Origin of the sequence: Sorangium sp. So ce321 (genome assembly GCF_051530195.1) — a bacterium.
Lineage (GTDB): Bacteria > Myxococcota_A > Polyangia > Polyangiales > Polyangiaceae > Sorangium.
Genome location: NZ_CP150329.1, coordinates 312,591 through 336,034, shown reverse-complemented (window position 1 = coordinate 336,034; position 23,444 = coordinate 312,591). Strand labels below are relative to the sequence as shown.

Below are 23,444 nucleotides of genomic sequence, written 5' to 3'. Positions count from 1 at the left end.
GGCGCGCCCCTTCACGCCGGGAGCAGCACGGAGAAGCAGCTCCCTCCGCCGTCGTTGTCCCTCACCTGGATCGTGCCGCCGTGCGCCTCGACGGCCAGCTTGCAGAACGTCAGCCCCAGGCCTCGGCCGGCGGACGGGGAGGCGCCCCCGTCGTCGAGCCGCGCGTACCTGTCGAAGACATGGTCGCGCAGGTGGACAGGGATGCCCGGGCCCTCGTCGCGCACGACCACCTCCACCCAGCGCGCGTCGGGCCGCCGCGCCTCGAGGTGCACGGCGCCGCGCGCCGGGCTGTGGCGAAGGGCGTTGTCGACGAGGTTCTGCAGCACCCGGCGCAGGAGATCGCCGTCGGCGCGGATACGGCAGCTGCGCGGCGCGCCGAAGCGGAGCTCGATGCGCTGCCCGCGCGCGGCGGCGAACGGCTCCAGGATCTCGGCCACGTCCTGGAGCAACGCCGCGAGGTCGAGCTCGTCGAGCCGGGGGACGAGCGTCCCCAGCTGGCGGCTCGAGGTGTCGAGCAGGTTCATCGCCGTGCGCTGGATGAGCTCGGCCGAGCAGAGCACCCTGCTCCAGCGGCGCCGGTCGCGCTCCGGGATGTCCTTGTCGCGCAGCCGGGCCGTGGCGGTCAGCAGGATGCCCGCGGCGGGGCTCCGGAGGTCGTGCGCGAGGAGTTCGTTCAACGCGTCGTTCCGCCGCTGGCTGTCCGCGAGGGCCCGATGCCGCTCCTCGAGCTCGCCGATCGCCGCCTCGAGCTCGCTCAGCCGCGCCTCGGCCGCGTCCGCACGCTCGCGGTGCGCGATGTTCTCGATCGCCAGCGCGGCGCCGTCGGCGAGCGCCTGGAGCAGCGTCAGCTCGCGCGCCGTGGGCGCGCGCGCAGAGCCCCAGTAGCTCCCGAGCGCCCCGAGGGGAGCGCGCGCGTGGACTGGCACCATCGCCATGCTCCGCACGAACGTCGGCCGGTACACATCGAGGGGGATCCGGGGATCGAGCGCGATGTCGTCGACGACCGCCGGCGCTCGATTCTGCATCACCCACCCGCTGACGCAGCTCGACATCGGAAATCGCCTGCCCTGCCAGAGCGAGGAAATCGCGTCTTCCTGGGCGTAATAACAGAGCTCCCCCTCGCGGAGGACGAAGGAAGCGCCCTCGGCGCCGGTGAGGTCCCGGGCGGCCCGGGCCGTGATTCGCAGGACGCTCTGGAGATCGCGCGCGCGCCATAGCTCCTGCACGGCGCAGATCAGGCGCACCGCGGCGTGATCTTCCCGGGTGCTCGGATCCTGACCGCCCGAACCGGGGGGAGCATCCGGGCCATTCGGGTTCATCTCTCGATCCCTTAGCGCCTGGTCCCGCCCCCTACAAGGCATGACGCCCCGCGATGCGCTCAGTACTTTCCTGGCTCGCGTGGCGCGCCGGCCAGCGCCGTCGCGGCCGCCCGCGCCCCACGGCGGCCTGGGGCCACGCCCGAGCGTCCCGGCGGACGCTGCGGACCCTCACGAGCGTGGCGCGGCGCGCGATGTCCGTATCTGTCGTCGCGCCTCTCCCCCACGGCGCGCACGGCGAGGCGCGGCACGCCTCTCTCGGCCCCGGCGTTCGCGCGCCGAGGTCGCGAGAGAAGGATGCTGTGAAGAGGAGAGCACGGAAACGGCGGCCTCGCTCGCACGGAGCGACGAAGCGACGAAGCGACGGAGCGACGGAGCGACGAAGCGACGGAGCGACGGAGCGACGGAGCGACGGAGCGACGGAGCGACGGAGCGACGGAGCGACGGAGCGCTGGAGAGCCGATGAGCCGCGGCGTCGCACGCGGCGCGCTCCATTGAACGGGCTTTATCCTTGGAGGCCCCCAGAGGCCGTGTTATCGTGCGAGTCAATCCCGCGTGACCCGGAAGTCCGCGCGGAGATTTGCGCCGTCGCGCCGGTATCGCGCCTGACGTCATCGTGGCCCTGGGGGCGTGCGCGCCACGCGCGGCGGAGAAAGGAACGCTCTATGCACAGGTCCTTTGCATTCGTGCTCGCTGGCACAGCGCTTCTCGGGATCTCGTCGCCGGCTCTCGCGAAGCGGTCGGTCCTCGTCGAGGGGGCGCGGCTGCACGGCTCCAACGGCGTCAATGTGGGGCCGGATGGCCGGCTGTACGTCGCCAGCTTTCTCGGAAATGAGATCGCCGTCGTGAACCGCAAGAGCGGAGCCATCGTGCGCCGGATCGACATGCCGGAAGGGCGCGATGGCCCGGATGACCTCACGTTCGGTCCGGATGGCTCGCTCTACTACACCTCGCTCATCCCCGGGAACGTCGTGCGGCGCTCGCCATCGGGCCAGATCACCCAGCAGCACGTCGCGCCAGGGGTCAACCCCATCACCTTCTCGGACACGGGGCGGCTCTTCGTGGCCCTCGATTTCTTCGGTGACGCGCTGTACGAGCTCGATCCGGAGCTGTCGGCTCCGCCGCGCCTCATCGCGAGCGACCTCGGCTTCCTGAACGGCATGGACTGGGGCCCCGACGGCAGGTTGTACGGGCCGATCTGGACGCAAGGCAGGGTGGTCAGCATCGATGTGGACTCCTGCACCGGCGCTGTCGATCCGGAGGCGGAGTGCGACATCCAGACGGTCGCGGACGGCTTCTTCATCCCCGCGGCCGTCAAGTTCGACAGCTGCGGGCGGCTCCACGCCGTCGATCAGAACGGCGAGGTGGTGCGGATCGACGTCGCCACCGGCGACCGGGAGGTGATCGCGGAGCTCCCTGTCGGCCTCGACAACCTCGCCTTCGACGCGCAGGACAACCTCTATGTGACGAGCGCAGCGGACGGCTTCGTCGTCCGGATCGCGCCGCGGGGGCGGGCGCGCACGCTCCTCCCGGGCGGCCTGATCCTGCCCGGCGGCGTGGCCGTGCTGAGCGAAGGAGGCGTCGAGTCGGTCTATGTCGCCGACACGGCCTCGCTGCGGAGCTTCGACGGAGACACGGGCGACGTGCTCGACGTCGTGCCTTCGTTCCTGGGCATCACCGATCTGCACGGGCCCGCCACGGTGTCGGCGGACGGCTCGTCCCTGATCCTCAGCTCGTGGTTCGCCAGCGTGGTCCAGGTCTACGATCCGGCGGCGGACGTGGTCCTCGAGAGCTACAGCGACTTCGTCTCGCCGCTCAACGCGGTCCGGTTCCAGGGAGATCTCGTGGTGTCCGAGCTCGGCGCGGGGCCAGGCGACGCGCGCGTCGTCCGCCAGACCAGCGGCGGAAACGTGACGCTCGCGCCGATGACCGTGCCCTCGGGCCTCGCCGTGTCGGGCGGCGATCTCTGGGCCGCCGACTGGGCCACGGGCGCGGTCCTTCAGGTGGTGTCGGGCGGCGCGACGCTCTCTCCGCCGCTCGAGGTGGTCGCCGGGCTGGACCAGCCGGAGGGGATGGCCGTCGATCTGGACGGCACCCTGCTCGTCGTGGAGAGCGGGAGGCGCCGCCTCCTGCGCGTCGATCCGTCGACGGGACACACATCGGTCGTGGCGAGGCACCTCGAGGTGGGGCTCGACGCGGTCACCGGGACGGTGCCGACCTTCGCGATGAGCAGCGTCGCCGTGGGCCCGTCGGGCGCAATCTACGTCACGGGCGACGAGGGCAACGTCCTCTATCGGTTCTGAGGACCGGCGGCGGACGGGCCTGCTGGCGACACCTGCGCTGGCTTGCCGGATGAATCCATGCTGCGCACCGCGCGGAAGGCGTCGGCGGTGGCCGACGTGTTCTGGGTCGTCACGAGTTGGAGCCGGCTCCCCTCGCGCCGCGCCACGTGCACCAGGATGCCCTGCATGTCGGGCACCGGCTGGCCGTCGGGGGTGAGGACGCCCGTCAGCTCCCACGCCCAGCGGACCACCGCGATCTCCGGCGTCACGAAGCGCGTCTCGACACGCACGCTGGTGAGGCGGCTCTGCCGGAAGACGGTCTCGTGGATGCCGACATGGTTCTTCCGGATCTCCGCCCGCCCATGCCACCACATCCCGAAGATGTTCACGAAATCGGCGTCCTCGGCTTGCAGGGCAGCGAACGCATCCATGTCGTGCCGGTTCCAGGCATCGCAGAAGGCGGCGGCGAGCTGCTCTCCTTGCGCCTGCTGCTCGCGCGCGTCGGGCACCGCCGTCAGCGCCGCCGGGGGCGCCGCTGGCGCGGCGGGCGGCGGCGACGCGGGGGCGCACGCGAGGACAAGGAGCGGCAGAGCAGCGGTGGCGAGGGCTCGAAGCATGGGCGCCATTACATCGAGTCGGCGCGGGGCGTCAACTGCGCGGGCGGCGGTTCGTCCTTGACAGCCTCGGATCGTTTTGTTCTCTGGAGGCCGATGCTCGAGCAGAGCAGTGGCATGGCGCCGGCCCGCGAGCACCGACGGAGGCAATCGTGACGGATCGCGCGTTCATCCAGGTCCGCGGCGCACGCGAGAACAACCTCAAGGACGTCTCGCTGGACATCCCCAAGCAGCGGATCACGGTGTTCACCGGCGTGTCCGGCTCCGGGAAGTCGTCGCTGGTCTTCGACACCATCGCTGCCGAGGCGCAGCGGCAGCTGAACGAGACCTTCACCGCGTTCGTGCAGGGCTTCCTGCCGCACTACGGCCAGCCCGACGTCGACAGCATCGAGCACCTGAACGCGCCGATCATCATCGATCAGAAGCGGGTCGGGGGCGGCTCGCGCTCGACGGCGGGCACGTACACGGACATCGCTGCCCTGCTGCGGCTCCTCTTCTCGCGGGTCGGGCAACCCCAGGCGGGGCCGGCCTATGCCTTCTCGTTCAACACCCCGCAGGGGATGTGCCCGGAGTGCGAGGGCATCGGCAAGACCGTTCAGCTCGACCTCGACAAGCTCCTCGACCGCAGCAAGTCCCTGAACGGCGGGGCGATCCTGCACCCGGACTTCAAGGTCGGCAAGTGGATGTGGAAGATGTACCCGCTCTCGGGCCTCTTCGACAGCGACAAGCCGATCAAGGACTACACCGAAGCGGAGCTCCGCGCCTTCCTGCACGGCGCGGACGTGAAGGTCTCCTTCGGCGAGTTCGGCTCGAAGTACGAGGGCCTCGTCGAGCGCTTCACCCGCATGTACATGAAGAAGGACGCGGCGGCGATGTCCGATCGCAACCGGGCGGTCTTCGAGCAGTTCACGACCTCGCAGACGTGCCCGGCGTGCCGCGGCGCGAGGCTCAACCAGGCCGCCCTGGACTGCAGGATCGACGGCCGGAACATCGCCGAGCTCTCCGACCTCGAGGCGACGGAGCTGATCAAGTTCCTGCAAGGCCTCACCGACCCGGTCGCCGTGAGGCTGGCTGCGCGGCTCGTCGAGCGCTTGCAGCACCTCGTGGACATCGGCCTCGGGTACCTGAGCCTCGGCCGGGAGACATCCACCCTGTCCGGCGGCGAGTCGCAGCGCGTGAAGATGATCCGGCACCTCGGCAACAGCCTGACCGAGATGCTCTACATCCTCGACGAGCCCAGCGTGGGGCTGCACGCGCGCGACGTCGCCCGCCTGAACGGCCTGCTCCGGAAGCTGCGCGACAAGGGCAACACCGTGCTGGTGGTCGAGCACGACCCGGATGTCATCGCCATCGCGGATCACGTGGTGGACATCGGCCCGAAGGCCGGGGTGCACGGCGGTGAGGTGGTGTTCGAGGGGAGCTTCGCGGCCCTCCGGGACGCCGACACCCTCACCGGGAAGTCCCTGAAGCAGCACCTGCCGATCAAGCAGAAGGTGCGGGAGCCGACGGGGCACCTGAGCATCAAGAACGCCACCTTGCACAACCTGAAGGACGTCACGGTGAACGTCCCCACCGGGGTGCTGACCGTGGTGACGGGCGTCGCCGGCTCCGGCAAGAGCACGTTGATCAACGAGGTCTTCCTGGAGCAGCACCCGGACGCGATCGTGATCGACCAGTCCCGCGTGACGGCCAACAGCCGGTCGGCGCCCGCGACCTATACCGGGATCATGGACGACATCCGGCAGGCGTTCGCGAAGGCGAACAAGGTCAGCGCCTCGCTCTTCAGCTTCAACTCCGAGGGCAGCTGCCCGAGCTGCAACGGCCTGGGCGTCGTGTACACCGATCTGGCGTTCATGGAGGGCATCGTCTCCACCTGCGAGATCTGCGAGGGCAAGCGCTTCAAGTCCGAGGTGCTGGCGTACAGCCTGCGCGGCAAGACCATCAGCGACGTGCTGGACATGACCGCGGAGGAGGCGCTGGCCTTCTTCAGCGAGAAGAAGATCAAGGCCGTGCTGCAGGCGATGAACGACGTGGGGCTGAGCTACCTGAAGCTGGGCCAGCCGCTCAGCACGATGTCGGGCGGAGAGGGGCAGCGCCTGAAGCTCGCCACCGAGCTCCACAAGCAGGGCAGCATCTATGTGATGGACGAGCCCACCACCGGGCTGCACCTCTCCGACATAGGGCTCTTGATGGGCATCATCGACCGGCTGGTGGACGCCAGGAACACGGTCCTCCTGATCGAGCACCACCTCGACGTGATCCGCCAGGCCGACTGGCTCATCGACCTCGGCCCGGAGGGGGGCCGGGCCGGCGGCGAGGTGCTGTTCGAGGGGCCGCCGCAGGAGCTGAAGCGCTGCGAGCGGAGCATCACGGCGCGGTTCCTCTGAGGCGCGGGCGCCCCGGGCTCAGTTGGGCGGCGGGATGAAGAGCCCCGGGCAGGGCTCGTCGCCGAAGACCCTGAGCCCGTTCTGGTACATGGTGATCTTCGGGTTGGGCGCCCAGTTCCAGTTGATCCCGCCGTAGGAGTAGTCGTTCGACTCGGTGAAATCGAGCCAGCTCGAGGCGTGGAACGCGAGGCGGAACTGGTCAGTGGTGGCCCCGGACGACACGATGATGAACGGGAACGTCACATCCATGTAGTGGGTCGCGTTCGCGCACCCGCCGCCGGGCACCTCACCGAAGCTCACCTGGAACGTGCTCGAGCAACCCCAGCACTCTGCCGCGAGCGTACCGGGCGGCTCCTTGGTGAAGTAGTACCGCACGACCGAGCCCGAGATGAACTCGGTGTTCGGACCGTTGTTGCGCACCTGGATGCCTGGCGTCACCCAGTTCGATTGCGTCGTGTGCTCGTCGTACAGCACCTCGAACCGGCAGTCCGCCGGGCAGGAAGCGACGCTCTCGCCGCTGCTGCAGATGCCGTCGCCGCAGGAGCAGTCGCTCGGGCACGAGGCCGGGCTCTCGAGCGGGCCGCAGGCGCTGTCCCCGCAGGAGCACATGTCGGACTCGAGGTACTTGCACATGCCCTGAAGGGCGCGGAAGGCGTAGGTCACGTCCTCGCCGCGGCAATTGTCTTCCTCGTCGCACACGAGGGGGCGCTGGCAGTCGCCGTCCTGCACGAAGTCGTCCTCGCCGCGCACGAGGATGCCCACGAGCTCCTTCGTGTCGAGGTCGAACACGCCCGAGCCGGAGTTGCCGACGAACGTGTCGAGGTCGGCGACGAAGAAGTCGTTGTCCACGTCGTTGCTGAGGATCTCGGCCCCGTCGGCCAGCTTGAGCGGCAGCCCGCGGGGGAAGCCGTGCACCACGAGGTCAGTCCCGGGGGGCAGCGGCGTGCTCGCGACGCGCACCGTGGCGGGCGTGCGGCCGACGACCGGCCTGTCGAGGCGCACGACCGAGTAGTCCGCGCCGTTGACGTCGCGGTACCAGGTCACGACGTCCGCGCAGCTGTAGACGTCGTCGCTCGTGATCTGGCCGAGCTGGCCGGAGGGCGTCATCATGTAGTCGAAGACGTAGCGGTTGTCGCCGCAGGCGCCGACGCAGTGCCCGGCCGTCAGCACGAGGTCGGGGGCGATCAGCGTGCCGCTGCAGTCGGCGCGCGCGGGCTGCGTGGCGAAGCGCTCGTCGGGGCACACGTCGTCGCGGTCGATCCACGACCCCCCGGCGATCTGGATGTCGTTGGGGTCGGAGTCGTCGATCGCCGAGGCGGCGATCAGCGCCACGGTGAAGTCCACCGCGCGCTGGGCCCAGACGGGATCCGAGTAGGTGAAGGGCTCCTCCCGGTCGTCATCGCCATAGATGACCTCGGAGCGAGCCTGGCCGGCGTCCTCGCGCTCGACGGCGGTCGTCGAGCACGCGGCCGCGGCTCCCACGAATGCAAGGCCTGTACATGCGAGAAGTCGGAATAGCTTCATGTGAGCTCCCAAGTTGAAAAGATACAAGGATATCCGGGCACGGCGCGGGGCCTCCCCCGCGGGACGTGCGCCGATCAGAGTCTCTTTCCCGAGCGCCTCGCCGCCGGAGCGCGCGGCGCCCGCGTCAGCAGAGGCGCGAGACGCGTGGACCACGGCCCCGCCGCAGAGGCGGCGCCGCGGCTGCTGGGGCGCGCCTCATCGCTCCGGGACGCAGCCAGGTCCTCTAGAGCGCTCCGGAGCCCCACGCGGCGGGCGAGCCCTCACCGCAGCTGACCGTGCGTCGCTCGCGGGCGCCGGGGCGGCCGGACGCCGCCCGGCGGGATCGCGCCCGGGGCGACGCAGCGCGGTGATCCAATGGGGAAGCCGAGCGGGTACATCAATGGTTGAGCCGAGCGTGAGCACGAAATCGACAACTGATGAATACTGATGGCTCCAGTCTCCAAGCGACACGTTCAAGGTGTTCAGGGAGGGTCTTTGGTTCACTGGACAGCGCACGTCCAATTCTTACGCAGCATGGAGTCCATGAATCCCGTGCATCGCAGTCGCCGCCTGGCGGCGGCGCCGCGCGAGGGGCGCGCATCGCAGGACCAGGCGTCCGATCGCGCCCCGTGCGTGCCTGCCCAGAGCCCTCCGAGATCTTCCCGGCTTCATGTGAGAAGAAGAGGTGGCGCCTCTGGCAGCGTGCTCCATGCAGACGATCCGCAGGATCTCAGGAAGGCGTTACGTCCTGGTCACACGCTTCCCCAGCGGCCCGCGCGCCGTCGCCTCACGCGCTGCTAGGCGCTCACCAGCCGGGATCGAGCGCCGGCTCGACCGGCACGAACGGGCCCATCTCACTCAAGTACCGGATATCGTGACGGAAACAGGCGCCCGAGCCGTCGGTGCGCACGCCGCAAAGGACATCGTGACCGCCTTCGATGAACGTGAAGCGCCCGGCGTCGATCGGCATCGGCATGTCGGCGCCGTCGTAGCGCCTGCAAGCGAGGGCCCCCTCGGCGTCGATCGCGCACACCGCGCCGTCAGTGGCGGTGACGGAGCGGTACGGCCCGCCCGAGAACTCGGGATACTCGGGCCCGGCGCAGGCCGTGACGCCGGTGTTGCCGCAAGCGTACTCCGGCGCGAAGCACTCGACGCCGCCGGCTGTCGTGAGCGCGCAGAAGATGCGTAAGCTGAACGCCACTTCGGTGAACTCACCGGGGAACGTCTCATTGCGGAACAGTTGCCACAGGCTCCCGTCCGGGCGCACGCCGGCGCCGAGCCCCTCGAAGACGCAGAAGGCTTGCTTGAACGAGCCCTCCACCTGCCTGACCATCGTGGGCCCCGTGCCGTCGTCCGGCACGTTCGGCGTGCGATCGAGCAGCACCGCGAACGACCCGTCCACGAACAGCGGGCACACGCCCTTGTAGCCCCACATGTTCGTCGCTCGAAAAGAGGCCGCCGGCGGCAGCCCGTCAGGCAGGAGCGTCCCCGCGGCGAGCAGCCGACCATCCTCGGTGAGCCCGATCAGCCCCTGTCGCGTGAGCTGGACCCGCTGGTAGCGCTCGGCCGGCAGCGCGCCGCCCGGATCGTCGCCCCAGCAACGATAGCTGCCGTCGGCCTTCGTCACGCAGTAGCTGCCGACGTCGTCGTCGACAGCGACGCTTCGCGCGCACACGAAATCCGAGGCGCTCCAGCCGCCGTCGCTCGTGCAGGTCTCGCGCAGGCCGCTCGCATTGCAGCGCGCCTCCCCCGCCGTGCAGGCCGTGGCCGCGTCGCCGCCCTGCCCCGTGACGGCGCTCCCCCCCGCGCCGTCGGCCATTTCTGCGCCGCGGTCCGGCGTCGTCCATTTCCCGCCGCAGCTCACGGCGAGCATCGAAGCGCCGGCCGCCACGAGCCGCGCCGCCCTCCACCCAAGCGCCATGACACAAAGGATACCCAGTCGCTCCGTGCTCCACACGCGAAATCGGTCGTCGACCGCTGCCGCTGGCCGCCATTCAAGGAGTGAGGATCTCCGCATCTGCGCAAGCGGACAGCCCGCGGGCCACGCTTCGTCCCTTCGCGCTCGAACTTTGCCTTGCAGCGCGATCGGCCCACGCAGGAGCAGCGCCGCGCCTCCCCCGTTCGCGTATCCTGCGGCGACCATGTGCTGCACCTTCTCCCCCGCGCGGCTCTCCAGCACCCTCCTGTACGCCGGCGATGCGCAGTGGAACGGCCTGTACGTCCACGTCCTCGCCTATCAGAACACGGCGTCGACCTCCGGCCCGAACGCGATGATCCTGCCGATCCCCGCCACGCGGCTCGGCCCGGAGAACGCGGTCGACACGCGCCCGTTCCGCACCTTCCTCGAGGACATCCGCGAGGCGACGCGCCTGCCGGTCGCGCGGAGCTATGGCGCGGCCTTCGGGGCCCCCCAGGGCTCCCGCCCCGTGGTCTTCGACGTGGGCAGCTACACGGTGGTGCTCGCCGAGTCCCCGCGCGCGGTGCTCGCCGCGCTCGGTGCCGTCCCGGAGAACAAGCGGCCGGCGATCAACGACCGCATGCTGCAAGCGTTCGAGGTCTACTATCCCGGCTGGCCGGTGGCGGTGTGTTGCTGGAACGGCGATCTCCAGCCCGAGCCGCTCCTCTGGTGGTACGAGCCCAGGTTCCCGGAGTGGCTGTTCGCGCCCGCGCTCGACGCACACGACGGCAACCCGCCCGACCTCCGGGCGGCCGTCCAGGTCGATCACCACCTCGCCTTCGGCTCGGCCCTCCGGCCCGAGGGCCAGCCGGTGCGGTACCGTGACGACGCGGGCTCGCACCGGCCTCTCCTGCCCTCGAGCGTCCGCGGCGCGGAGCTGCACGTCCGGATGAGCAACGGCGATTTCTGGGCACGCCGCGACCAGACCGGCGGGCCGGCGCTCCGTCACACGCCGGGCCACACGGCGGGCGCCCCGCTCGCGCTGAACGGCTGGGAAGGCGAAGCGCCGGCCTGGCGGCTGCCGGAGCCGATCGCGCACGCGTACAATCCGCCGCCGCCCCGCTGGCCGGTGCCGGCGCCTCCCGTCCAGCCGCCTCCCGAAGGGAAGACGTACTGCGCGAGCTGTCACTCCCTGCTCGACGCATCGGCAAAGCTCTGCTCCGTGTGTGGAGCCTGGACCCCTGCCAAAACAGCGGCCCCTGGCTGAGCGCGAGCCGGGCAGCCCCTCCGCCTGAGCCCGCCATTGCAAGAGGTTCTGACCCTATTTTCGGAACGGCCGTCATCGACGGCCTCGAATCCAGTCGTGACGCCGGTTTGAACGGCGCGGAGGTTCGCGTTACAGTGGCGCCCTTCGACGAGGGGGCGCGATGATCCGTCGAAGCCAACGAGCTGCCGACGCCCTGATGGAGGTGAACGGATGCGGACCTATGTGCTTGATCTCCAGGAGATCGATCGAACGAAGGCCAGGCTGGTCGGGGGGAAGGGCGCGAACCTGGGGGAGCTGTCCAGGCTCGAGGGGATCCGCGTTCCCGCCGGCTTCTGCGTCACGACCGAAGCCTTCCAGCGGATCATGGGAGGAGCGCCGTCGATCGGCGGGTTGCTCGATCGGTTGTCGTCGCTCGGGGTGGGAGACCGTGACGGGATCCGGGAGCTCAGCGGCGAGCTGCGCCGGATCATCGAAGGGACGACCATCCCCGAGGACCTGCAAGAGGCGCTCACCCGGGCTCTTTCCAGGCTGGGCGCGGGCGACGCCTACGCCGTCCGGTCCAGCGCGACGGCGGAGGATTTGCCGGGGGCTTCCTTCGCGGGCCAGCAGGATACGTATCTGAACGTCATCGGGACGCAGGCGATCCTGCAGCACGTCCGCCGGTGCTGGGCATCGCTCTTCACCGACCGGGCGGTGACCTACCGGATCCAGCACGGCTTCGACCACCGCAAGGTCTACATGGCGGTGGTGGTGCAGAAGATGGTCTTCCCGCAGGCGTCCGGGATCCTCTTCACGGCCGATCCCATCACGTCGAACCGGAAGGTGTCGTCCATCGAGGCTGGCTTCGGCCTCGGCGAGGCCCTGGTCTCCGGCCTGACGAACGCCGATGGCTACAAGGTGCGGAAGGGCCAGATCATCGAGAAGACGGTCGCCACCAAGAAGCTGGCGACTCGTGCCCTGGAGGAGGGCGGTACGGAGGAACGGGCGATCGAGCCCGAGCGGCAGGACCGGCCCGCGCTGACGGACGAGCAGATCTTGCGGCTCGAGCGCCTGGGCCGGCGGATCGAAGGGCATTTCGGCCACCCCCAGGACATCGAGTGGTGCCTTGTCGAGGGTGAGCTCCACATCGTCCAGAGCCGGCCCATCACGACCCTGTATCCCATCCCTGACGCGGGTGATCAGGGCAATCACGTCTTCCTGTCCGTCGGCCATCAACAGATGATGACCGACCCCATGAAGCCCCTGGGGCTGTCCTTTTTCCAGTCGGCCGCCTCTGGAGGCATGATCGCAGCGGGCGGGAGGTTGTTCGTCGATGCCACGAAGCAGCTGGCCTCACCGGCCAGCCGGGACGCCCTCCTGGATCTCATGGAGCGCTCCGCTCCGCTCGTCAAGGACGCCCTCTCGACCATCATCGAGCGCGGAGACTTCATCGAGCCCTTGCCCGACGCCCCGACGGCCTCGCGTCCCAACCAGGGCAAGCAAGGTGTGGCGCTCCCGGGCTTCGACGCGCAGGTCGACGATGACCCGGCGCTCGTCACGGAGCTGATCGAGCGCAGCCAGGCCGCGCTCGAGGAGCTGAAGCGCGACATCCGGACCAGGACCGGAGCGGCGTTGCTCGACTTCATCCGGGAGGACATCCAGCGATCGAAGAAGACCTTGTTCGATCCACGGAGCATGGGCGTGATCATGGCGGGCATGAACGCTTACTGGTGGATCAACGAGAAGATGACGGCGTGGCTCGGCGAGAAGAACGTCGCGGATACGCTCTCCCAGTCCGTGTCGAACAACGTCACGTCGGAGATGGGCCTGGAGCTGCTGGATGTCGCCGACGCGATCCGTCCTTATCCGGACGTGGTCGCTTACTTGCAGGACGTGAAGCACGACGGCTTCCTGGATGAGCTGGTAAAGCTCGAGGGCGGGCAGGAAGCCCGGGACGCCATCCGGGCTTACCTCCACAAATACGGCATGCGGTGTGCCGGGGAGATCGACATCACGAGAGCCCGCTGGAGCGAGAAGCCGACGACCCTGGTCCCCTCGATCCTGAGCAACATCAAGAACTTCGAGCCGCATGCAGGCAAGCGGAGGTTCGAGCAGGGGCGGCAGGAGGCCTTGCAGCGAGCGCGAGAGTTGCTCGACCGGTTGAGGCAGCTGCCGGAGGGGGAGCAGAAGGCCAGCGAAGCCCGGCGGATGATCGACCGGCTCCGGAACTTCATCGGTTATCGCGAGTATCCGAAGTACAGCATCGTCAGTCGCTACTTCGTCTACAAGCAGGCCTTGCTGCAAGAAGCCGAGCGGCTCGTGCAGGCCAGCGTGATCCGCGACGTCGAAGACATCTACTACCTCACGTTCGACGAGCTCCACGAGGTCGTGCGCACGCAGCAGCTGGACGATCAGGTCGTCAGCCAGCGGAGAGCCGAGCACGAGCTCAACAAGAAGCTCGCGCCACCGAGCGTCATCACGTCCGATGGGGAGATCGTGACAGGCGCGTACAACCGAGCCGATCTCCCCGCCGGAGCCATCGTCGGCCTACCGGTCTCCTCCGGCGTCGTCGAGGGGCGAGCCCGCGTGCTCTCGGACATGGCCGATGCAGTGCTGGAGCCGGGGGACATCCTGGTCACCGCCTTCACCGACCCCAGCTGGACGCCCTTGTTCGTGTCCATCAAGGGCCTGGTGACCGAGGTGGGGGGCCTGATGACCCATGGCGCGGTGATCGCCCGGGAATACGGCTTGCCGGCCGTCGTCGGCGTGGACAACGCGACCAGGTTGATCCGGGATGGGCAGCGCATCCGCGTGAATGGGACAGACGGGTATGTCGAGCTCCTGACCTGAGGAAGGCGCGGCCTTCCGCTTCTTGACGGCCTCGACGATCGCCTGGATGAGCTGCCGCATGACGCAGAGGCGAGACAGGGCGGGCGCCGGGGGTTGGACATCCACACGCGCTCCGAAAGTCAAGCCCCTCGTGGCGGCCGTCCCACCCACCATACAGCCACGCTGCATGCGCTGGTGGACATAGAGCACCTCACGCGATCTACCTCCCTCCTGGAAAAGTGGCGCTGTATCAACATCTCCCATGCGATTCAGCCCTCCTGGAAAGCGACGCTCTCTCTACAATTCATCCATGCATCAGACCGGCCGCCTTCACGCCACGGCCTGTGGGAGCGGCAGCCGCCCACCTGCGAAGCGCCGCCGCCCGGCTTTCGAGGGATGTAAGGGGGTGAGGGTACTGGTGCGACAATCTCAGCTTGTCTCCGCCGTGTTGCTAATCGCTCGGCTCGTGCTTGGTTTCGCCACACACTCGTGCAGCGAACGTAGTAAACCTTGCGAGTAGCGTGAACACTGCGCCGAATGTCTTACCCAACACCCCGGCCGAGCTCGGTCCCGGGTCCGTGTTGGGTCGTTACGAGCTGCTGCTGCCGATCGCGGCAGGCGGCATGGCCATGGTGTGGGCGGCGCGGCTGAAGGGGACGCGCGGCTTCCAGAAGATCGTCGCCGTCAAGACGATGCTGCCGCAGCTCTCCGAGGACGACCAGTTCGAGGCCATGTTCCTCCTGGAGGCGTCGCTCGCGTCCCAGATCCGCCACCCGAACGCCGTCGAGATCCTCGATCTCGGCGAGCAGGACGGCGTGCTGTTCCTGGCGATGGAGTGGATCAACGGCGTTCCGCTCAGCCAGGTGATGAAGGTCTCGAAGAGGTGGACCGGCGTCCCGATCCCGATCGCCGTGCGCATCGTGGTGCAGGCCTGCGCCGGCCTGCACGCCGCGCACGAGCTCAAGGACAACAGCGGCCGGCTCGTCGGCCTGGTGCACCGCGACATCTCCCCGCAGAACATCCTGGTCACGTACGACGGCACGACCAAGGTGGTGGACTTCGGCGTGGCCAAGGCCACCGCGTTCAACGACAGCACGACGCGGGCCGGCCAGCTCAAGGGCAAGGTGAGCTACACGGCGCCGGAGGCGGTGCGCGGCGACGCGATCGACCGGCGCGTCGACGTGTTCGCGATGGGCATCGTGCTCTACGTGCTCACGACCGGCCAGCACCCGTTCCGCAGGGAAAACGAGGGCGCGACGCTGTTCGCCATCTCGTCACCGGACCCGGTGGTGGCGCCGCGCACGTTCCAGCCCGACTACCCGCCGTTGCTCGAGGCCGTGCTGATGCGCGCGCTCGAAAAAGAGCGCGACCAGCGCTACGCCACGGCCAACGAGCTGATGCGAGCGCTCGACAAGGCGCTGCCGCCCAACCAGCGAGCCTCCGACGAGGACGTCGCCAACTTCATCCGCGAGCTGTTCGAGGAGCAGCACCAGCAAACGCGCGCGGCCCTCGCCGAAGCGATGGAGCGCGCCGACCGCAATCCGCCGAGCAACAAACTCGGCATCTCCGAAGTGACCGGCACGAGTCACTCGACGGTGAGCGCCTTCCGCACCGTCGACATCCACCGCGGGACCCTGGGCGAGGCCGGGACTGGCGCGCCCGACAGCGAGCTCCCTCCGTTCGCGCGCTCCGGGAGCCGCGTGCTGCCCGCCGTCGCGCTCCTCGCTCTCCTCGCCGCCGGCGTGCTCGCCGTGCTGCTGCTCCGAGGCGCCGACGCACCAGGCCCTCTCCCTTCCCTCGCCGCGCCCGCCTCCCCGTCGCCCGCGCTTCCCAACCCGGAGGCGCCCGCGCCCCCCAGGGCGGAGGCGCCCCCTGCGACCGAGCTCGGCGCGCCCCCGGGCCAGCCCGCTGCCTCCGCCTCGGCCAGCGCAGCGCCGGCGCCGGCTCCGAGCCCGGTGTCACCCGCGCGCGCAGCGCCCCGCCGTCAGGGCAAGCCCGCCGAGCAGATCAAGCCGCCGAGCCCGACGCCGGATCCCACGCCGCCCAGGTCGTGGAAGCACGATCCGGGGTTCTAGAGCGCTCTGACTCGGCTCCCTCGTGGAAGCACGATCCGGGGTTCCAGAGCGCTCTGACTCGGCTCCCTCAGAACGCTCCCGAGAGACTCGCGCCGATGTCGGCTCCGCCCGCGACGGGCACGAGCTCGAGCGACGTCTTCGCCGGCTCTTTTGGCTTCTTCTGAAGGAGCAAGATCGCTGTCGCCGTGCCGACCGCGGCGACGCCGACGCCGAGCGCCACCTGCGCGCCGTAGTGAAAGAACTTGAGGTCGTCGTAGCGCGACTCCATGGAGGCCGGGCACGACTTGCCGGCCGGACCGCAGGCGTCTTCCAGATCCTTGAGCGCTCCCTGGCGGAGCACGAACAGCACCCCGGAGCCGATCAGGCTCGCGGCGCCGACACCCCCGACGACGTACGGCACCACCTTGGACGGCGGCTTCTCCGACGAGGCGCCCGCCCGGATCAGCAGCTCTTGCGGGAGCGCTTCGAGCGTCACCTCGACGCGCGTCACCCCCTCCTCCTTCAGCTCCACCGTCCTTTGAAACGGCTTGTAATTGGGAGCCTTGGCGGTGAGCGCGTGAGGCCCGGGATCGAGCGGCACCTCGACGCCGACGGACGCACCGCCGAGGGCGATGCCGTCGAGCTCCATGGCCGCGGAGGCCGCCCCTTTGCCGCGCACGATGACGAGCCTCGGGATCCGGGCGCGCAGCCGGCCGATCGCCTGCTCGACCTCGGCCCGAAAATCGGGCCCCACGGCGTCGGCCTCCGCGAGCGCCAGCTCGTAACCACCGAGCGCGGCCACGAGCCGCCCCAGCTTCTCCTCGCACACGGCGATGTGGAAGCGAACCTGCGGCGTCATCCGCACCTGGCCGACCTCGCGGAACCGCTGCAGGGCCGCGGCCCAGTTACCGGCCTGCTCGAGCTCGGTCGCCTGCTGGAACTGCGCGCGAGCGCTCTTGAGCTCATCGGCGTCCTGGGCGAGCGCGGGCGCCTCGAGCAGCAGCAGCAGCACCGCCGCGACGCGGAACATTCGTGGAAAATTCCTCATCGCTGCGACGCGGAACATTCGTAGAAAATTCCTCACCGCTGCGACGCGGAGCATTCGCAGAAAATTCCTCATGCCAGGCCTACCATAGTGGCTTGCCGTCTCCGCTCCTGTCAACGAGGCGGCGCGGCCTTCGCGGGGCGCGACGCCGCGCCGCGTCGTCGGAGGTGCGAGCGTGCCGGCAGAGCTCGGCGCGGCCCCTGACGCTGGCTCGATTTCTGGCCGCGAAATCCGCCAGGGGATGATACTTTTGTCGTTGGATGTCGACCCCGAGCTTTCTACGTTGCTTCGCGCTGCTCCGCGCGTTCTCGGCCGCCGCGCTGACGGCGGGGATCTCCGCCGTTTCGTGCAGCGTGCCGGACTTCGAGTTCGCCGACCCCGGCCTGCCGCCGCACTGTATCGACGACACGCAGTCCGACGGCGAGACGGGCCTGGACTGCGGCGGCGAGTGCGATCCATGCCCGCTCGGCTCCGGCTGCGCCGCGAGCCGCGACTGCGCCGAGGGCGAGTGCATCGACGGCGTCTGCCAGGAAGCGGGCTGCATGAACGACGCCCGCGACGGCTCGGAGTCGGACGTCGATTGCGGCGGCAGCTGCGACAAGAAGTGTGCGACCGGCAAAACCTGCAACCGGGCCGGCGACTGTGAGAGCAGCGTGTGCCTGGAGGGCCTGTGCGTCGGGGCGACCTGCACCGACGGCGTGCGCAACGGCACCGAGAGCGACGTGGACTGCGGCGCCGACTGCGAGGGCTGCGAGGACGGCAAGGACTGCCGCTCGAGCAGGGACTGCCTCAGCGACGATTGCATCGACGGGGTGTGCGGCCCCACCTGCTCGGATGGCTACGCCAACTGCGATCGCCAGACCGGGGGTGAGTGCGAGGTGAACGTGCGCACCGACACGGACAACTGCGGCAGCTGCGGCCAGAAGTGCACGCTGCCGCACGCGACGGTCGAGTGCCAGGGAGGCGCCTGCAAGGTCAAGGCGTGCGAAGCGCCTTATGCCGACTGCGACGGCGACCCCGAAAACGGCTGCGAGGTGAACACCTCGACCGACTCGAGCCACTGTGGCAGGTGCGACCAGCTGTGCCCGTCCGTGAACGGCGACGCGTATTGCGAGGCGTCGGAGTGCAAGGTCGAGTGCGACGAGGGCTTCACCGACTGCAACGGCCAGAGCGACGACGGCTGCGAGAGGGCGACCACCCGCGACGTATTGAACTGCGGCGGGTGCGGCACGGAGTGCATGCCCACGGCGGGCGGCAGGCCCTGGTGCCGCGACGGCATGTGCGGCGAGACGGTTTGCCCGGCCGGCAGGGGCGACTGCAACGGCGACCCCGACGACAGCTGTGAGGTGAATCTGGCCGCCGATCCGCAGAACTGCGGCACGTGCGGCGGCCTGTGCACGGTCGCCAACGGCACCGGCAAGTGCACCGCCAGCGGCTGCGCCATCGGCACCTGCGAGCGAGGCTTCGCCGACTGCGACGGCGATTACGACAACGGCTGCGAGACCAGCACGGAGACGAGCCTGAGCCACTGCGGCGGCTGCGGCGAGGCCTGCACCGTCGCCGGCGGCACCCCCAAGTGCGAGGGCGGCGAATGCCAGGTGAGGACCTGCAACAGCGGGATGGGCGACTGCGACGGCGATCCGGACAATGGCTGCGAGACGAACATCAACTCCAACCAGACCAACTGCGGCGCCTGCGCGGCCGCCGGCGGCGTCAACTGCAGCACGATCTACGCGAACGCCACCGCGACCTGCCAGAGCGGCGCGTGCTCCTTCGTCGGCTGCAGGGCGGACTACGGCAACTGCAACAGCTCGCTGACCGACGGCTGCGAGGCCAACCTCAAGACCGACGAGGGGCACTGCGGCGCCTGCGGCACCCAGTGCAACACCATCCACACCACCAGCAACCAGTGCCTCGACGGCACCTGCAACCCGGTGTGCACGACAGCGCAGTACGACGACTGCGGGGTACCGAGGAACGGCTGCAACATCGACCTGTGGAACGACGAGAGCAACTGCCTCGGCTGCAACCTCGTGTGCCAGAGCGGGGCGAGCGCCCACGTCACCAGCAATCAATGCAGCTCGTCGGGCTGCACCCCGGTGTGCAGCGGCCTGTGGCGCGACTGCGACGGCAATGAAATGAACGGCTGCGAGAAGGACACCTCCGGCGACATCAACGCCTGCGGCGCTTGCAACACCCGGTGCCTCCAGGCGAACGCGAGCGCCACCGCCTGCACGGCCGGCACCTGCGTGCCCACCTGCAACCCGGGCTGGAAGGCTTGCGGCGCCCCCCGCGACGGCTGCACGACCCAGCTCGGCACCGCCAGCAACTGCGGCGACTGCGGCGACGTGTGCTCGGGGACGAGGTTGATCTGCTCGGCCGGCAACTGCGTCGTCACGCCGGACATCGTCGTCGTCAACTCGGGCTCGATCGGCACCTTGGGCACCATCGGGGACTCGGCGCCCAACATCAGCGTGAACCACGCCCTGCAGAGGCCGCGGGACCACGATCGCATGGTCCTTGTCGGGGTCGTCGCCTCCGAGAACTCGCTCGTGCCGGTGAGCGTCACCTACGACGGCACGCCGATGATGCTCTTCAACACGCAGCAGGTGCCGGGCGAGAGAAACGGCGCGGCGCACATCTATTACCTCCTGGACAGCCAGCTTCCGGCCGCCACCGGCACCAAGCCCGTGGTGGTGCAGATGGCGAACTCGAACACCTGGGGCGTGTACTTCGCCAACGTGGTGGAGCTGGAGGGCGTGCACCAGGCGAACCCGTTCGCGAGCACCACCTCGACCGGCATCCACACCAACGCGACGGACTGCAGCGGCACGGCGGCCCGAGGGGTCAGCACCAACTTCAGCGCGAACGGCTCGTTCGTGTACACGGTGATGGCGGCGCGCAACGCCAATACCGGCGCCACGATCGGCCCCACCGCGGCGACCTCCACCATGAACCGGCGCCTGACCGATCCGACGATCATGGTCGCGCTGGCCGGCTACCTCGTGGCCAACTCCAACACCACGATCTCCTGGACGATGGGCGGCTGCTGGAGCACCGCCGGCGTCGGCGTCGCCGTGCGGCGCGCCGGCGGCGGCTGAGCACCTCGAGGCGCCACGCTCCGCGCGAGACGCTCTTCAGCGCGGAGGACATGTGGGAGAACACGGCCTCGCTCGCCCTCGAACCACCGAAGGCGGCGCCGATCGACAGGGCGGCTGTCGCGCGCCTCGCGGCTCGGCCGCGGGACGCGCGACGTGGCTCAAGGGCCGACGTCCACGACCTCGAGGCCGGCGCGCCCGGATGAGCAGAGCGCGCGGTCGCCGGAGAGCGTCGCGTGGTACACGTACGCGAAGAGGTCGCTCTTCTTCTCGAACGAAAGCGCGGTGAGGTCGGTCGCGTCGAGGACGGAGAGCGCGGGATCGCGGTGAGCACGGAGGACAGTAGCCCGAGGGGGCGCTCTCGATGAGCCTTCGCCGATCGATGAGCGCGATGTCCGCCGGGTCGCCGACGGCGAGGGAGGTGACGGTGATGGGATGCCTCAGGTCCCGCGGAGCAGCTCTTGACAGGTCCTAATAAGCCTGCGCGGGCTATCCTCTGCGCGCTCGCAGGCGTGGGTCCGCATGCTTGATCTCGCTCGAGGTGCGGATAGGCGACACGCGCGAGCGCGGCTGGCCTGATGCCCTGAGGGGTGTTCCATGAACGAGTTGACGACGCGGGCCGAGGACCGTAGCTTTCGGGGCCCGATGGCCCAGAGCGGTTATCTCGAACGAATCCTGCGCGCCCGCGTCTACGACGTGGCCCAGGAGAGCCCCCTGGAAGATGCGCCGCGGCTCTCCGCGCGCCTGGGCAACCGCGTGCTGATCAAGCGCGAGGACCTGCAGCCCGTCTTCTCCTTCAAGCTGCGCGGCGCCTACAACAAGATCTCCTCGCTGAGCGCGGCCGAGAAGGCGCGCGGCGTGATCGCCGCCTCGGCGGGCAACCACGCGCAGGGGGTGGCCCTCGCCGCTCATAGGCTCGGCATCCGCGCCTGCATCGTGATGCCGACCACGACTCCCCGGATCAAGGTCGACGCCGTGCGCGCGCTCGGCGCGGAGATCGAGCTGATCGGGGATTCCTACGACGAAGCCTACGCCCACGCCAAGACGCTCGAAGAGAGCGAGGGGCTGACCTTCGTGCACCCGTACGACGACCCGGACGTGATTGCGGGTCAGGGCACCATCGCCCTGGAGATCATGCGCCAGCATCGCGGATCGCTGGACGCCATCTTCGTGCCCGTGGGCGGCGGCGGGCTGATCGCCGGCATCGGCGCGTATATCAAGCACCTGTACCCGGAGATCAAGGTCATCGGCGTGGAGCCGGACGACGCCGCGTGTCTGCGCGCGGCGCTCGACGCGGGCGAGCGCGTACGGCTGACGCAGGTCGGGCTGTTCGCCGACGGCGTGGCGGTCCGTCAGGTGGGCGAGGAGCCGTTTCGCATCGCCCGGCGGTGCGTGGATGACGTGATCGTGGTGGACACCGACGCCATCTGCGCCGCCATCAAGGACATCTTCGACGACACGCGGTCGATCGCCGAGCCGTCGGGCGCGCTGGCGGTCGCGGGCCTCAAAGCGTACGTCGAGCGCGAGGGCCTGAGCGGAAAGACGCTGGCGGCGATCCTCAGCGGCGCGAACATGAACTTCGACCGCCTGCGGCACGTGGTCGAACGGGCAGAGCTCGGCGAGCAGCGCGAGGCGCTGTTCGCGGTCACCATCCCGGAGCGACCGGGCGCGTTCCGCGAGTTCTGCCAGCTGCTCGGGCGCGCGACCATCACGGAGTTCAATTATCGTTTTGGACGCGCGGACGAGGCGCAGATCTTCGTCGGCGTGGGCCTGTCCCACGGCCGCAAGCAGCGCGACGAAGTGCTGGAGCGCCTCCACGACGCCAGGCTGCCGGTCATCGATCTCAGCATGGACGAGATGGCCAAGCTGCACGTGCGCTACATGGTCGGCGGGCGCGCCCCGACGGCGGACGAGCGGCTCCTGCGTTTCGAGTTCCCGGAGCGCCCCGGGGCGCTGATGCAGTTCCTCACGCACATCGGCGGGCGCTGGAACATCAGCCTGTTCCACTACCGCAACCACGGCGCCGCGTTCGGGCGAGTCCTCGCCGCCTTGCAGGTCCCGGAGCCCGAATACGACGAGTTCGACCGTTTTCTCACCGATCTCGGTTATCCGTGCATCGAGGAGACCAGGAACGCTGCCTATCAGCTATTCTTGAGGTGATGAAGCGCTGAAAGCCCGCCCCGCGGCCCGGCCGAGGCGCTCGGCGAGGCGGCGGAGGACCTCGATCAGCTCCTCCGGCTCGTGCACCTCGAAGTCGAACCCCATGAACCCGAGGTGGAACGCGAGCGCCTCGAGGGTCCCGCCGCCGGTGTGGACCACGCAGCGGTGCGGCTCCAGCGGCTCGACGCGCGCCGCCACGCCGGAGAGCTGCGCCGAGACGGCGTCCGCGGGGGCGTGCACCGTCACGCGCGCGCGGAACTGGTACGCGTCCGTCGAGACCGACTGCGACACGTAGGCGGCCACGTCCTCGGCGGGCAGCGGGCGCGGCTTGAAGCGACCCGCCGTCCTCGGCCTGCCCTGGATCCGATCGACGCGGAACGTCCGCCATTCCTTGCGATGGAGGTCGTACGCGAGCAGGTACCAGCGGTGGCTCGTGTGCACGAGCCGGTAGGGCTCGACGACGCGCGCGCTCGCCGCGCCGCTGTAGCTGCTGTAGTCGAAGTGCAGGACCTCGGCGTCGCGGCAGGCGTTCGCCATCATGGCGAGCGCGTCCGCGTCGAAGGTGGGCCCGCCCTCGCCCAGCCGCACGCTCACGGCCTCGAGCGCGCTCACCTTGCGCCGGAGCCGCTTCGGGAGCACCTGATCGAGCTTCGCGAGCGCGCGCACCGACGCCTCCTCCAGCCCCTTCACGGGCCCGGTCGCCGCGGCGCGCAGCCCGACGGCGACGGCGACCGCCTCGTCGTCCTCGAGCGGCAGCGGCGGCAGCTCCTTGCCGGCGCCGAGCTGGTACCCGCCGCCGACGCCCGTGGCCGCGTGCACCGGGTACCCGAGGCTCCGGAGCCGGTCCACGTCGCGCCGGACGCTGCGCTCGGTGATCTCGAGCTCGCGGGCGAGCTCCCCGCCCGTCCAGAAGCGCCGGGACTGCAGCAGCGACAGCAGCTTCAGCAGGCGCGCGGAGGTCTGGATCACGTGCCGCTCCTCTTCCTTACCGGGATCTTTGCGGACCGAATCTG

General features: G+C 69.5%; 13 protein-coding genes. 7 read left to right on the top strand and 6 right to left on the bottom strand.

All coding sequences use genetic code 11. The features are described 5' to 3' along the window. Positions 1–11: 11 nt before the first annotated feature. Complete coding sequence (locus WME89_RS01315; RefSeq protein WP_438007471.1) at positions 12–1,319, bottom strand: sensor histidine kinase; 1,308 nt, start codon at positions 1,317–1,319, stop codon at positions 12–14. 662 nt (positions 1,320–1,981) lie between these two features. Here WME89_RS01315 and WME89_RS01310 point away from each other — a divergent pair. After that, positions 1,982–3,619 (top strand): hypothetical protein, encoded by a 1,638-nt coding sequence (locus WME89_RS01310; protein ID WP_438007470.1) that lies wholly within the window; start codon positions 1,982–1,984, stop codon positions 3,617–3,619. Here WME89_RS01310 and WME89_RS01305 read toward each other — a convergent pair. Beyond that, positions 3,607–4,215 carry a YybH family protein gene (locus WME89_RS01305; protein ID WP_438007469.1) on the bottom strand — a complete coding sequence of 203 codons (609 nt, stop codon included), beginning with the start codon at positions 4,213–4,215 and terminating at the stop codon, positions 3,607–3,609. The genes WME89_RS01310 and WME89_RS01305 overlap by 13 nt on opposite strands. A 149-nt stretch (positions 4,216–4,364) precedes the next feature. Here WME89_RS01305 and WME89_RS01300 point away from each other — a divergent pair, with 149 nt between their 5' ends. Beyond that, a complete protein-coding gene (locus tag WME89_RS01300) occupies positions 4,365–6,599 on the top strand; it encodes an ATP-binding cassette domain-containing protein (protein ID WP_438007468.1) in 2,235 nt (744 codons plus the stop codon). 18 nt (positions 6,600–6,617) lie between these two features. On the opposite strand, the gene WME89_RS01295 is transcribed toward WME89_RS01300, so the two are convergent. Beyond that, positions 6,618–8,123, bottom strand: coding sequence for a trypsin-like peptidase domain-containing protein (locus WME89_RS01295; RefSeq protein WP_438007467.1), 1,506 nt, complete (start codon positions 8,121–8,123; stop codon positions 6,618–6,620). 784 nt (positions 8,124–8,907) lie between these two features. Further along, positions 8,908–10,023 (bottom strand): hypothetical protein, encoded by a 1,116-nt coding sequence (locus tag WME89_RS01290; RefSeq protein ID WP_438007466.1) that lies wholly within the window; start codon positions 10,021–10,023, stop codon positions 8,908–8,910. Between the two features lie 220 nt (positions 10,024–10,243). Here WME89_RS01290 and WME89_RS01285 point away from each other — a divergent pair, with 220 nt between their 5' ends. From WME89_RS01285 to WME89_RS01275, 3 genes are all read left to right on the top strand, one after another. Beyond that, a complete protein-coding gene (locus WME89_RS01285) occupies positions 10,244–11,266 on the top strand; it encodes a hypothetical protein (protein WP_438007465.1) in 1,023 nt (340 codons plus the stop codon). A 210-nt stretch (positions 11,267–11,476) separates the two neighbouring features. Beyond that, complete coding sequence (rph, locus tag WME89_RS01280) at positions 11,477–14,095, top strand: rifamycin-inactivating phosphotransferase (protein ID WP_438007464.1); 2,619 nt, start codon at positions 11,477–11,479, stop codon at positions 14,093–14,095. A 557-nt stretch (positions 14,096–14,652) separates the two neighbouring features. Then, a complete protein-coding gene (locus WME89_RS01275; RefSeq protein WP_438007463.1) occupies positions 14,653–16,149 on the top strand; it encodes a serine/threonine-protein kinase in 1,497 nt (498 codons plus the stop codon). A 67-nt stretch (positions 16,150–16,216) separates the two neighbouring features. On the opposite strand, the gene WME89_RS01270 is transcribed toward WME89_RS01275, so the two are convergent. Beyond that, on the bottom strand, positions 16,217–17,158 hold the full coding sequence (locus WME89_RS01270; RefSeq protein WP_438007462.1) for a PEGA domain-containing protein: 942 nt from the start codon (positions 17,156–17,158) through the stop codon (positions 16,217–16,219). A 275-nt stretch (positions 17,159–17,433) separates the two neighbouring features. Here WME89_RS01270 and WME89_RS01265 point away from each other — a divergent pair, with 275 nt between their 5' ends. Further along, complete coding sequence (locus WME89_RS01265; RefSeq protein WP_438007461.1) at positions 17,434–20,274, top strand: hypothetical protein; 2,841 nt, start codon at positions 17,434–17,436, stop codon at positions 20,272–20,274. Positions 20,275–20,916: 642 nt separating this feature from the next. Beyond that, positions 20,917–22,431, top strand: coding sequence for a threonine ammonia-lyase, biosynthetic (gene ilvA, locus WME89_RS01260; RefSeq protein ID WP_438011874.1), 1,515 nt, complete (start codon positions 20,917–20,919; stop codon positions 22,429–22,431). Here the strand turns inward: ilvA and WME89_RS01255 are convergent. Next, complete coding sequence (locus WME89_RS01255) at positions 22,417–23,400, bottom strand: helix-turn-helix transcriptional regulator (protein ID WP_438007460.1); 984 nt, start codon at positions 23,398–23,400, stop codon at positions 22,417–22,419. The two genes, ilvA and WME89_RS01255, sit on opposite strands and share 15 nt — an antisense overlap. Positions 23,401–23,444: the final 44 nt, after the last annotated feature.